The 12,069-nt window shown below is 38.9% G+C and carries 14 protein-coding genes; 7 read left to right on the top strand and 7 right to left on the bottom strand.

Going from position 1 to position 12,069, the window contains the following annotated elements; all coding sequences use genetic code 11:
* A partial coding sequence (locus tag PS3_RS10655) for a hypothetical protein (RefSeq protein ID WP_040468412.1) occupies window positions 1–242 on the top strand: 242 nt, incomplete at its 5' end.
* A 154-nt stretch (window positions 243–396) separates the two neighbouring features.
* Here the strand turns inward: PS3_RS10655 and PS3_RS09900 are convergent.
* The 6 genes from PS3_RS09900 to PS3_RS06185 all read right to left on the bottom strand — a co-directional run bounded on the left by PS3_RS09900 (window position 397) and on the right by PS3_RS06185 (window position 3,825).
* The gene (locus tag PS3_RS09900; RefSeq protein ID WP_050950871.1) at window positions 397–678 is read right to left on the bottom strand and encodes a hypothetical protein; all 282 of its coding nucleotides are present in this window, start codon (window positions 676–678) and stop codon (window positions 397–399) included.
* A gap of 142 nt (window positions 679–820) precedes the next feature.
* On the bottom strand, window positions 821–1,384 hold the full coding sequence (locus PS3_RS06200; RefSeq protein ID WP_040468410.1) for a hypothetical protein: 564 nt from the start codon (window positions 1,382–1,384) through the stop codon (window positions 821–823).
* An 11-nt stretch (window positions 1,385–1,395) separates the two neighbouring features.
* Entirely contained in the window at window positions 1,396–1,920 is a 525-nt protein-coding gene (locus PS3_RS09895) for a hypothetical protein (RefSeq protein WP_050950870.1), read from the bottom strand.
* Window positions 1,921–2,142: 222 nt separating this feature from the next.
* Window positions 2,143–3,264 (bottom strand): hypothetical protein, encoded by a 1,122-nt coding sequence (locus PS3_RS09890; RefSeq protein ID WP_050950869.1) that lies wholly within the window; start codon window positions 3,262–3,264, stop codon window positions 2,143–2,145.
* A 4-nt stretch (window positions 3,265–3,268) separates the two neighbouring features.
* Window positions 3,269–3,568 carry a hypothetical protein gene (locus tag PS3_RS10500; protein WP_040468408.1) on the bottom strand — a complete coding sequence of 100 codons (300 nt, stop codon included), beginning with the start codon at window positions 3,566–3,568 and terminating at the stop codon, window positions 3,269–3,271.
* Window positions 3,565–3,825: a hypothetical protein gene (locus tag PS3_RS06185; RefSeq protein ID WP_040468406.1), complete on the bottom strand. Its 261-nt coding sequence runs from the start codon at window positions 3,823–3,825 to the stop codon at window positions 3,565–3,567. The genes PS3_RS10500 and PS3_RS06185 overlap by 4 nt, the downstream gene beginning before the upstream one ends.
* A gap of 242 nt (window positions 3,826–4,067) precedes the next feature.
* On the opposite strand from PS3_RS06185, the gene PS3_RS06180 reads away from it, so the two are divergent.
* The 6 genes from PS3_RS06180 to PS3_RS06155 all read left to right on the top strand — a co-directional run bounded on the left by PS3_RS06180 (window position 4,068) and on the right by PS3_RS06155 (window position 11,215).
* A complete protein-coding gene (locus PS3_RS06180) occupies window positions 4,068–5,471 on the top strand; it encodes a glutamate decarboxylase (protein ID WP_040468404.1) in 1,404 nt (467 codons plus the stop codon).
* A gap of 21 nt (window positions 5,472–5,492) precedes the next feature.
* Window positions 5,493–6,290 (top strand): glutamate racemase, encoded by a 798-nt coding sequence (gene murI / locus PS3_RS06175; RefSeq protein ID WP_040468403.1) that lies wholly within the window; start codon window positions 5,493–5,495, stop codon window positions 6,288–6,290.
* An 18-nt stretch (window positions 6,291–6,308) separates the two neighbouring features.
* Entirely contained in the window at window positions 6,309–7,706 is a 1,398-nt protein-coding gene (locus PS3_RS06170; protein ID WP_040468401.1) for an amino acid permease, read from the top strand.
* A gap of 79 nt (window positions 7,707–7,785) precedes the next feature.
* Window positions 7,786–8,661 carry a PPK2 family polyphosphate kinase gene (locus PS3_RS06165; protein ID WP_007122381.1) on the top strand — a complete coding sequence of 292 codons (876 nt, stop codon included), beginning with the start codon at window positions 7,786–7,788 and terminating at the stop codon, window positions 8,659–8,661.
* A 22-nt stretch (window positions 8,662–8,683) separates the two neighbouring features.
* Window positions 8,684–10,015 (top strand): APC family permease, encoded by a 1,332-nt coding sequence (locus tag PS3_RS09885; protein ID WP_050950868.1) that lies wholly within the window; start codon window positions 8,684–8,686, stop codon window positions 10,013–10,015.
* Window positions 10,016–10,069: 54 nt separating this feature from the next.
* Window positions 10,070–11,215 (top strand): SLC13 family permease, encoded by a 1,146-nt coding sequence (locus tag PS3_RS06155; protein ID WP_040468399.1) that lies wholly within the window; start codon window positions 10,070–10,072, stop codon window positions 11,213–11,215.
* Window positions 11,216–11,283: 68 nt separating this feature from the next.
* On the opposite strand, the gene PS3_RS06150 is transcribed toward PS3_RS06155, so the two are convergent.
* Window positions 11,284–12,069: AEC family transporter (locus PS3_RS06150; RefSeq protein ID WP_141566746.1), on the bottom strand; the 786-nt coding region annotated here is incomplete at its 5' end.

Genomic DNA, 12,069 nt, shown 5'->3' with positions numbered 1-12,069 from the left:
CCCCAGCGCAAATAAGAAAAAGAAAATTACCTTCCAAACTCACAAATGAGATAACTGAGTTTAACATAATCGCTTTAATTAAGTTAATGCAGAATGCTACTCCTTGTGACTTTTTCAAAATCCAGTATCTGAGCAAAGCTATTATGATCCCTAGAAATAAAACGACCATTAAGATATATATTGCATATGATTTATATGCGTCACTATATAGTAAGGAACAAACAATATTAAGTAACAACTGACCACAAGTATAATAACAAAAATAATACCCCAAAACGCTGATAAGATATGAGGATCTCTATAAATTAACGGAAAAAGATAGTAAGGCACGACGACCACTATCTGGATGATAATTGATAAAGTAACATATATAAACTTTCTCATACAATCATCCACTCACTCTGATAATTCATTCTTATTATGCTTGATCGAATATAAGAATCGTTTTGCGGTTTCGTTTTTAACTACTGCTTGGTTAGTTTGCTCGTCATATCCATCAGTTAATGTGTCGTATAGATAATCATAATCGAAATGTTGTTTAAATTCTTTTGACCGATTAATCTTGTTTGATTCAAGTCCTTGGTAATAATCTGCAGAAGCCTTAATGAAGGAGTCTTGATTCATTCGGTCTGTAATATTTACGGCATCTAAATCCGCTTTATAATCATCATTACCCATATTTGGTGATCTAAAAGCTGCGGTTGTCGTGTCTCCTCTCCATCCTGCAACGTACTTTGTATGCCAATTTCTGTTCTTGTACTACTCCAAAATGGCTATGTATTACGGTCACCGATGTAAACTTTTGCTCCTTAACTAAAATTTAATCGTCATCTAAATTTCCAGACATAATTTCCTTAATACAGTTGTCTAGATCTTTATTATATTTGCGTTGAGAATGATACGGATATGAATAACTTCTCCGGTATTTCCATGCTTTTGACTGAAATGAGTAACTATATAATCTCGTTGGCAATCCTCGATGATTGTAATAGATTTTTATTCTATGAACATTCACTCCATCCATAGAATAATTACCATTTTTGATTAAGATATAATTATGTTTCCGAATTTTCATCAAAGTATCATTGGAAGAAATTACATCATATAATAAAGACTCATTTTTTAGCTCACTATATTCCTTTGTATTCTTCCATTTTTTCTCCTCATGAACATTCCCCTTCATATACATATAACCATCTTTATATGCAAATCCAGTTGAATCGAATATTCTTTTAGATTTCAAATCAAAATTTAGGACATCTGATCCTCTCTTTACTGTTATAAAATTTTGTGAGTTAATTATTTGTTTTACCGTTATTTGTTGACACCCACAAAGTAAAATCGATAAAAATAGAAAGATAATCAAATAAGCTCTTTTTTTCATGATTATCTCCACTAATTTTTACTTGCGTGCATGTAGTAATCGAATCCCTGATTACTTACGTTACCATGCTTTTTAAGCCAATTTACATACTCTTGATAAGCCTGTTGTTTTTGATTGTCTGGCACTTTGCTCCATGCTTGGATATCTTTATTACCTTGTTTCACAATATCGGCGTATTTACCACCATTTTCAGTATAATCCTTTTCACTAACAAAATTGCCCTTTTGAGTAGCTTGCTGACGAAGTTGCGGATCAGCTGGATGGACCCGATCAAGATTATTATGCGTCCCTTTATATTTTTCGGGAACATGGTTTCCTTGACCACCCGAAGGTATCCCATAATTAAAAGACTCAGTATTGGCAATCATCTGTAATTCTTGCTTACTATACACATCGGGGTCCGAATTAATGGTTCCATCCGAATTTAGATGATTATTATAAGCATTCCATTCGGAAACAAAATTACCATTATCCATGTTAACTATGAATTCAATCATGCGACCATCGTTGTTAGTCTTTGCTGTACTATCTTTCATCAGCTGCACCTTCATGTTTTCTGGATAGGTAAATTGCCCTTGTTGGCGATTATGTAAGTTGGCACCGGTGGAGTAGTCTGCCTTTAAGTGATGATCCCGATTGAATTGCTGTAAACGTTGATAATCAGTTGCATTCGTAGATAAATTATGCTTAACTCCATCATAATTATGGATATAGTTAAGGTACGAACGATCTAAGTAACTACGGAATAAATGTACCTTTTACCCCAAGTCATCGGCCTTTAAACCAGTTTTCTGTTTTCCATAAGCCTTAACAACTGAATCCCGTATCATTGGATAAAAGGAGTTCAGTGGTGAAAGCTGGTCTTTTAAATGGTATTTGCTGTTCGCTGGTAATTGTAGGAAACCATTTTGATCAACATAACCACCTAGTTGCTTATTGATTACTAGATCCAGCTTATCGTGAGCTTTTAATTTAGAAGCGGCGTATACGTGATTATAAATTTTAGACCCAACATTATGGACGCTGCGCCAATAAGACGAAATTTTCTGTTGTGCAGTTACCTGATCGGCTTTGGCGTCCTTTAAGGTGTGCCGATTAAGATAACTCAAATAGTCACTGATCGCAGCATTGTCCCAGCCATCCTGACCTAACTCTTTTACTTCAGCCTTTAAAATGGCAATTAAATTTTGTTTGTCACTTAATGAGCCCTTAGGCAAGATTTTATCAACCATCTTTTTGAGCTTTTCGTTTAATATAGTTTCATTTATCAAATCCTTAGCTGAAATGAATGGTATCTCAGTGAGCTTAAGCTCACTATTAGCACTAGTTGAGGAACTTAATCCACCCACGAGCGCTTTTAATTTGATCGTGCCAGAAGTGATATTACTAAATAGGTGCGCCGTATTGGCATTGTAAGTGCGTAAATCATCTAACATCTGTTGGTATTGACGCTTTTGATTCTCGGTGGAGGCAATCATTCCATCCAGAATAGCCCCTTGCCCAATTTGATTTAATTCGCTTTGGAGTTGGTGCATTAAGGACAATTTACTATCAGTTAAGGAAAGTAAGTTTTCTAAATGATCCTCATCTAAATAACCGTAATGATTAACCTGTTGATCAGCAGCAATTAAAGAACGTAAATCCCCTTCCATACGATCGACGATCGTGTTCAATTCGGCCAGTGCTGGAGGAACTAATTCTTCTACTAAATCACCCCCAGCTTGATAAGCCTGTCCAGACATTCCTTTAGTCCCAATCGTATTTAATAACTTCTGCGTTGCTTGATTTAAGCGATTGACCATTTCCCGCACGGCATTTAAATTAGCCCGTGTGACTTGAATGGCTTCATTAGCATCACTACTCGCATAAATTAATCCCATTGTCTTACCCCTGATTGATTTGATTCTGAATCTGTCGATTTTTTTGTCGATAGTCACCTTCCAGTTTCTCAATTTGATCGGTAACCTGACGTCGAAAATTAGTTTGTTCCGCCTGTACTTGCTCGAAAATGCGGCCCAAAACCGGATTTCCTTGGGACTGCATTCCATACAGTTCAGTTAATAGGTCATTATCGAACTGAGCCACTTGACCTGGAAGATCATCCAAACTATCAACTCGTCGCTGCTTTTCTCTAGTTAGTTGTCCCAATTGATCTTCTAAGCGGGCCCGTTCCATTTCTTTCATTGCACCCCAAACTCCTTCCGATCCTGGACATCATCACTTTGCTTTTTATGATCAACTCGATCAAATTGTTGCGAAAGTTGTTTCAGACCATTCAGCGCTTCCTCTGCTAAAGCCATTAATTCAGCATTGGAAAGCTGACAATTTTTCAAACCTGAACAATTGGATTTTCCTAAAGCTAAACTTCGTTTCACTAACTGAGTCGAAGTATAAGCTTGCGTTGCTTGATCAACTAACGCACTATTTGATGATATTTCCATAAACTCCTCCCGAGTCAATGATAACAATATTCGTGTTAACACTTATTGTATCATATATATAATATTGAAAATGATCTTTAACTGAAATGGCTGATTAATTCTCAAATGTATAGGAAAAGACAAAAACATTTAAATAGTTAAAGAAATTCTTAAGATGACTAATATAGAAAGCGCTTTTATATAATAGTGTTACAATAAATTTATAAATATGTTAGATATATAAAGAAAAAAGGAGTTTAACAATGACATTATATGGAAAACATGATCAAGAAACTCGCAATGTATTAGACCCTATCTTTGGATCATTCAGTGAAGATCATGATCTAACAAAGTACGAATTGAACCAACAACCGACTGAACCTCGAATTGCCTATCAGGTCATTAAAGACCAACTATTAGATGAGGGTAATGCGCGGCAAAATTTAGCTACTTTTTGTCAAACCTATATGGAGCCAGAAGCAACTAAACTAATGAGTGAGACCCTGGAAAAAAACGCGATTGATAAGTCAGAGTACCCGCGGACTGCCGAAATTGAAAATCGCTGTGTTAATATCATCGCTAATTTATGGCACGTCCAAAGCAATGAAGAATACATGGGAACTTCGACGGTCGGGTCTTCAGAAGCTTGCATGCTCGGTGGAATGGCCATGAAATTTGCTTGGCGAAATCGGGCTAAAAAGTTAGGCTTAGATTTGAATGCTCATAAACCTAATCTGGTGATTTCTTCAGGTTATCAAGTATGTTGGGAAAAATTCTGTGTTTATTGGGATGTTGAATTGAGAACAGTTCCAATGGATCTTAATCATCAATCATTAAATATGGAAAAGGTTATGGATTATGTTGATGAGTATACGATCGGGATTGTCGGAATTATGGGGATTACCTATACTGGTCGCTATGACGATTTGGAAAAGCTAAACGATTTAGTCGAAAACTATAATCAAAAGACTGACTATAAGGTCTACATTCATGTTGATGCGGCCTCAGGTGGTCTCTATGCTCCCTTCATGGAGCCTGACCTTAAATGGGATTTCCAGCTTAAAAATGTTGTCTCGATCAATACTTCCGGTCATAAATACGGCCTTGTTTATCCAGGGATTGGTTGGGTCCTCTGGCGAGATCAAGCTTATTTACCAAAAGAGTTGATTTTTAACGTTTCTTATTTAGGTGGTGAAATGCCAACAATGGCAATTAACTTTTCTCGTAGTGCTTCCCATATTATTGGTCAGTATTACAATTTCATTCGCTATGGCTTTAAGGGTTATCACGACATCCACCAACGGACTCATGATGTCGCCGTCTACCTCGCTAAAGAGATTGAAAAACTAGACTTGTTTGAAATTGTTAATGATGGTTCCCGGTTACCAATCGTTTGTTATCGGAATAAAGACAATCGTGAACATGAATGGACCTTGTATGATTTGGCCGATCGTTTAGCAATGAAGGGTTGGCAAGTCCCTGCCTACCCACTACCAGCAGACCTAGATCAGATTGAAGTCCAACGGATTGTGGTTCGGGCTGACTTTGGGATGGGAATGGCCCATGATTTTATCGAGGACCTGAAGCAGGCCATTCATGACCTAGATCAAGCTCATATCGTCTTTCATGAAAAGACCGCTCTTAAAAAATATGGCTTTACCCATTAATTAAGATTGGAGGAGGAGTAAATGGATAATCGACCAATTGGCGTTATGGACTCAGGAGTAGGTGGCTTATCAGTCGTCCAGGTCCTGAAGCAACAACTACCTAATGAAACAATTATTTTTGTCGGCGATCAAGGACATTTCCCGTATGGAACTCGTGATACTGCTAATATCCAGCAATTAGCCTTAAGTATCGGTGAATTTTTTAAGAGTCAGGATGTTAAATTAACGGTTATTGCTTGCAATACTGCGACTGCCGCCGCATTAGAAATCTTACAAGAAAGAATGCCCTTCCCGGTAATTGGGGTTATTGAGCCTGGTGCAAAAGCTGCCCTATCATTACCTCAACACCACATGATTGGAGTCATTGCAACCGAATCAACTACCGAATCGGACGCCTATCCAAAGCAGATTCGGAAACTTGATCCTAACTGTATTGTGATTTCTAAGGCTGCTCAGCCGTTAGTTTCAATCGTTGAACACGGACTGACGGACAGTCCACAAGCACAAACAACCGTTGATCAAGAATTAGCGCCTTTTAAGACTTCAAATATCACTTCCTTAATCTTAGGGTGTACTCATTTCCCATTCCTATCATCACAAATCAATCATTTCTTTAATAATCGCGTCACCTTAGTCGATCCTGCAGAAGAAACCGTAAAAACCGTTCAACAACAATTGATTACCAATCACCAATTATCCGATCAGGCATATGGTAAATTGACCCTTTATAGTACCGGCGATGGTACGGCGCTTGCGGCTGCGGTTAAAAAATGGTTAACAACGGCCGACGAAAGTAATTGTTGTCACCTTGATCTCTAGAAAGTCGAGGTTACCGCTATGGATAAACATCTTATTGGTACCTGGACCTTTGTGGGAATTATCGTCTCCTTAATTGCAACTTTAAGCAGTGTCTTAACCTTAGCCGCCACAGGTTGGCAGATGCCCTTTTATCTGATTTTTGCCATCATCTTCTTTGCTGCCCCGATCGCACTAATTACAATTGAACTTTCAGTTTCCTTAAAGGGTTCAGGAGGTCCCCAATTATGGGTTAAAACTGCTACTAATCCCAAATGGGGTTTTGTAACTTCATGGTTATTGTGGGTTCAAATGTTTCCGGCCATGGTCATGATTGCCTCCACCTTGGGACCACTCTTGGGAAATACGATTGATAACCGGGCTTTAGGTCAAAATCATTGGTTTACCCTCATCTGCATTCTAGTTTTCTACTGGCTAGTTACCATCTTAAATTTAAAATTTGATATGGCAAAACTAGGCGGTGCGGTCGGGATCTGGTTAGGTGTCTACCTGCCCATTAGTTTTATGATTTTGACAGGTTTCCTTGCCTTTTTAAAATTAGGTATTTCGCCAACAAGTATTCTAGGTTCATTTAAACCAAGCAAACTGGTCCCTGACTTAAGTGATTATCAATCACTTAAATACATTTCTGCCGTCGTTTTCATCTTTACTGGAATCTCAACTACTGGGGTTTACGCACCGCGACTTAAGAATCTGACGAAAACCTTTACACGCGGCTTAAGTATAGCCGTCTTGGTAATCGTCTTAATGAACTTTTTTAACTCTTTTTTGATTGCCAACGCGATCCCACATGGACAAGCGGAATTAACTGACATTACTCAGCCAGTCATTATCTATTGTCAAATTTTACATTGGCCAAGTTGGATCGTTCAAATCTTTAGCGGTTTTGCCTTTATCGGTGTTTTAGTTCAGTTATCCACTTGGGTAACGGCGCCATCACAAACCATAATTGAAGTTGCCAACGATGGCCTTCTACCCCCTAAGTGGGGGTGGTATCGACATAACCAATATGGGGTTTCCAAAAATATTGTCTTAACCCAAGCAATTGCAATCACCTTATTCGCGCTCTTATACGCTTTACCAAATATTAACAGTGTTTTCTTAATGCTGGTTAATACCGCCGTCTTCTTATACTGCATGGTTTATATCATTATCGCAATTGCATACCTGATCTTAAGATATCAATACCATGGTGAACGCCCCTTCAACGTTGATCGGCATGGCAACAGCCGAGCTTGGTTGGTAGCCATATTGTTAATTTTAGGAATTATTATTTGTTTTATTTCCACTATTATCACGACTAAAGTGCTAGATTCAGTCATTATGATTAGTATCTCAATCTTATTATTTGTAATCCCGTTGATAGTCGAGCGCTATAAAAAGCCATCATGGCTGAATGATCTTCATCGTAATTATTAAAAATTATTGATTTTTTGTACTGACCCTTGAATTATATGATATCGGCATTATAATGATCGACAAATGGAGGTGAATTGAAATGGAAGAACAATATAAATTTGTCACTGGTGATTTAAAATTAGCTGATGTCCCAACGGTGGTGGACAACCCACTTTCTTTAAAAGAAGCTAAAGCAGTTGTGAAAAAGCAACGTAAAGCAATGTCTAAGTTGCAACCAAAACTTTATGCGCAACATAAATACGGCGTCGTCATTGTTTTACAAGCGCTGGACGCAGCTGGTAAAGATAGCTTGATTGCCCATACCTTTTCGGGACTGAACCCGGCTTGGTTTGACGTGGTTAATTTTAAACAACCTAGTTCAATCGATTTAGATCATGATTTCTTATGGCGAATCAACCAACAGCTCCCGGCTCGCGGTATGTTAGGAATTTTTAACCGTTCATACTACGAAGATGTTTTAATTTCTCGCGTTCATCCGGAAATTTTATTAAATGAAAATTTACCCGGGATCGATGGATTGGCTGACTTGAATGAAGAATTCTACCAAAACCGTTATCATGATATTCAAAATTACGAGGATTATTTAAATCATGCTGGTTATGTGGTAATTAAGATTTTCTTGCATATTTCTAAAGATGAGCAGAAACAACGTTTCTTAGATCGGGTTAACACCCCTGATAAGCAATGGAAATTCTCAGCTTCTGATGTTCATGAGCACAAGTTCTTTGATCAATACATTGATGCCTACCAACGTGCCATCAACGCTACCGCTACTAAAGATAATCCTTGGTATGTCATTCCCGCTGACGATAAATGGAATTCTCGGGCGATTGCGGCAACCATTATTCGAGAACGTCTAGAACAACTACCGCTAGCCTTTCCAGAGATTGCCAAGGAAGATAATGCCAAATTAAAAGCCGCGGCAAAGGAACTAAAGAAGGAAGCAAAACATTAACTAAAAACGGGAGGTGAGATCAATGTCATCTGGTTCGCATACTTCCAATAATAAAAATTCCATTAGCACCTTAGGAGCAACTGCAATTGGGGTCGGTGGCATGATGGGGGCTGGTCTATATACCTTAATCGGCTTAGCAACCAACTCGGCTGGGGTGTGGCTCCCCCTATCCTTCTTAATCGGCGGTGCGGTCGCTGCTTTCTCCGTTTATTCCTACTCCAAACTGGGCATGAAATACCCTAGTCGTGGTGGCGCGGCCCAATTCTTACTGCAAGGCTTTGGTGATGGGCTCTTGGCTGGCGGAATGAACGTCTTTCAGTACTTAGGCTGGATTATCGCCATGGCCTTATACGCAACAGGCTTCGCTGAATACTTTTGCCAATTATTTAATCTTACTGATTCAGGTTGGACCGGTAAAGCTGTCAGTATTGGTATTATCATCGTAGTGGTTTTCGTAAATATCTTGGGCGCTAAACAAGTAGCGCGGGCGCAAACAACCATTATTGCTTGTGAACTGATCATCTTAATCGCCTTCATCGCGATCGGCCTAACTAAAGCTCATATTCCGACGTTAAATAGCAACTTTAAACAGACTCCTTTAGGTGTGCTATCTGCAGCAGGGTTACTGTATGTTACTTACGAAGGTTTTGGGGTGGTGACTAATGCGGCAGGAAGTATGAAGAATCCCGCCAAGCAATTGCCAATTGCTATGTATTGTTCCCTCGGTATTGTAATGGTCATTTACATTCTTTCGAGCATCGTCGTGGTAACGACTTTAGGAGTAAATGGCGCAATTGCTAATCAAGGTCATGCCTTAGCTGATACCGGGCGTGTAATTTTTGGTAATCTAGGCTTTATAGCGATTGGTATTGCAGCTCTTGTTGCGACGGCCTCTGCCGTTAATTCGACGATGTTTGGCGATGAAAACTTGGCTTTGAGAATTTCCAAAACCGATGAGGTTCCAGAAAAATTTGGGGTCATGACCAAAGTTGGCGGAACCTGGGGACTCTTCTTCACGGCCTTGATAACCTGTGCTTTCGTGGTTATTTTTCCCCTATCTGCTGTTGGTCAAATGGCGAGTCTAGCTTTCTTATTAGTTTATGCCATGGTTAATGCTGGCCACCTTCGTCTTTACCATGAAACCAAGGCTAACCGAACTTTATTAATTCTTTCAGTTGTTTTGAATCTCGCCCTCTTTACCCTTTTGTTCTACCAAACAATTGCCGACGGTAACGTGATGACTTGGGGGTCGGTGATCGGTCTATTGGTTTTAAGTTTTCTACTCGAATGGCTATGGAGAATCCACACTCATCAAAATATGCACTGGTTAGGTCCAGTCCCGAATAAAAAGTAAAATAAAAGACTGGTGAAATATTTCCAGTCTTATTTTGTATCAAAGGAGGTCTTTATGAATCGAATTATCTCTTTTTGTAAGAAACAAGTAGTGCTGTCTATTTCTTTCATTCTTGCCGTCTTATCTTGTTTGATTACCCCGCCTAGTAAAAAATACCTTTCATATATTGATTATCGGACCATTCTCTTATTATTTTCATTCATGTTAGTCATTGCTGGTTTACGACGACTTGGGATCTTTGACAAAATCAGCAATTATCTGTTGACTAAGGTCAAAAATGAAAAAGGTGTCGCCATTGTCCTTGTTCTCATGAGTTTTTTCATGGCCATGTTTCTGACCAATGACATCACCCTTATCACCATCGTTCCCCTAACGATCATCATTTTTTCTGCGGAAGCAACTAAAATGACCCGGGAACAAAAGAAATTATTAGTGATTACCTTGGTTATCGAATCCCTAGCGGCCAACTTTGGTGGCATGTGTATGCCCTTCGGTAGTCCCCAGAATATGTACTTATATTCTTTCTTTAATATGTCGATGACGCATTTCTTTGTCACCATGCTCCCGTTTGCGATTCCCGGAATCATTGTTTTGATCATTTTAATTAGCTTCATCAACTATGACAATAGTATTGAAGATCATAAATTGGAATCCCTCCCCGAACCCAAACAGTATTCAAAGGGGATTCATAAGCTAATTATTTTCCTGATCCTATTCTTGATTGCGATTGCTTCGGTGGCCCGCTTGATTGATTATCGAATCGCCACCCTAATAGTCTTGGTCGTGACCTGTTTCCTTGATGTTAAAGCTTTAAAACAAGTTAATTATGTCCTGCTATTTACCTTTATTTTCTTCTTTATCTTTGTCGGCAATATTGGGAACATCCATTTTCTAGAAACGATTATAAAAGACTCAATTAGCCAACATGAAGTCCTAGCATCCATTGTAACAAGCCAAGCTACTAGTAACGTCCCCGCAGCCATCTTAATTTCCAAATTCACTAACAACGGGACTGGCATTCTCATTGGGACCAACATCGGTGGTATGGGAACTCTAATCGCCTCCATGGCTAGTTTAATTACTTACCAGCTGTTAGGTGCTAAATATCCAGATGCTAAAGGTATGTTTATTAAGTATTTCTCGATTTATAATTTCGCACTGTTGGTAATTTTCTATGTTTATTATCTGTTAATTCGCTAAAAAACTGGTTATCCTTGCCCTGGGATAACCAGTTTTGTTGACTTTACGGTCCAGTCACGTAGATGTGATTAGATGGTTGTAATTAACCACATTAAAATTGGTACGACAATAATAAATAAAGTTGACGTTGAAACCACCACATCGGTCGCAAACTTGACATCACCATGGTATTGATCGGCTAAAATCGGTAACACGGCAAAGACCGGCGTTGCCGCCTGAATGATTAAAGTATGTCTAAACATCGGCGTTAAATGGAAGCCTAGATGGCTCCCACCAACAATCATGATGATCATTAGTAAAGGCGCAACCACGAATCTCCCTATAATCACGATAATATTGTCACGACCGAAACTCATATTCTTTAAGCCAAAGTTTCTTAGCATGATTCCGATATAGATCAAAGATAAGGGAGTAACTAAGCCACCAATATCAGTTAGGGTCGTAGTTACAAATGACGGCAGTTGCGTATCAGCGCTCGGCCATATAATTAAAACGGGAATGGCAATAATAAAGCCCCAAAGTGGCGCCGGTAACAAATGCTTCCAAGAGATCCCCACTCGCTTATTATCACTTTTACCAGATCCATCATTCTTAGCTAGGGTCGGATCATCAGCCGCAATTGTCCAAACTGTGAAGGTCCATAGAATAACCGTATTGACAATATAGTATACCAATAAGTACGGAAGCGATACCGAGCCAAATAAGGCAATGTTTAAAGGCATCCCAATGAAAACCGTATTAGTAATATTAAATCCGGCCATCATGATGGCACGCCGTCCGTGTGGAACCTTAAGTGACCTCACAACAATCCAAGAAATTAAGTAACCAATTAAGATTGAAAGAATCGAATAAAC

It is taken from the genome of Limosilactobacillus gastricus PS3 (assembly GCF_000247775.1).
GTDB classification, from domain to species: Bacteria; Bacillota; Bacilli; order Lactobacillales; family Lactobacillaceae; genus Limosilactobacillus; species Limosilactobacillus gastricus_A.
Note: the sequence above shows the minus strand (reverse complement) of the source record. Positions and strands in the feature narration are given on the sequence as shown.

Excerpts from the sequence above, each read along its gene's own strand:
- PS3_RS09900 (WP_050950871.1), bottom strand. The coding sequence starts at position 678 with ATGGGTAATGATGATTATAAAGCGGATTTAGATGCCGTAAATATTACA.
- PS3_RS06200 (WP_040468410.1), bottom strand. The coding sequence starts at position 1,384 with ATGAAAAAAAGAGCTTATTTGATTATCTTTCTATTTTTATCGATTTTA.
- PS3_RS09895 (WP_050950870.1), bottom strand. The coding sequence starts at position 1,920 with ATGAAAGATAGTACAGCAAAGACTAACAACGATGGTCGCATGATTGAA.
- PS3_RS09890 (WP_050950869.1), bottom strand. The coding sequence starts at position 3,264 with ATGGGATTAATTTATGCGAGTAGTGATGCTAATGAAGCCATTCAAGTC.
- PS3_RS10500 (WP_040468408.1), bottom strand. The coding sequence starts at position 3,568 with ATGAAAGAAATGGAACGGGCCCGCTTAGAAGATCAATTGGGACAACTA.
- PS3_RS06185 (WP_040468406.1), bottom strand. The coding sequence starts at position 3,825 with ATGGAAATATCATCAAATAGTGCGTTAGTTGATCAAGCAACGCAAGCT.
- PS3_RS06180 (WP_040468404.1), top strand. The coding sequence starts at position 4,068 with ATGACATTATATGGAAAACATGATCAAGAAACTCGCAATGTATTAGAC.
- murI (WP_040468403.1), top strand. The coding sequence starts at position 5,493 with ATGGATAATCGACCAATTGGCGTTATGGACTCAGGAGTAGGTGGCTTA.
- PS3_RS06170 (WP_040468401.1), top strand. The coding sequence starts at position 6,309 with ATGGATAAACATCTTATTGGTACCTGGACCTTTGTGGGAATTATCGTC.
- PS3_RS06165 (WP_007122381.1), top strand. The coding sequence starts at position 7,786 with ATGGAAGAACAATATAAATTTGTCACTGGTGATTTAAAATTAGCTGAT.
- PS3_RS09885 (WP_050950868.1), top strand. The coding sequence starts at position 8,684 with ATGTCATCTGGTTCGCATACTTCCAATAATAAAAATTCCATTAGCACC.
- PS3_RS06155 (WP_040468399.1), top strand. The coding sequence starts at position 10,070 with ATGAATCGAATTATCTCTTTTTGTAAGAAACAAGTAGTGCTGTCTATT.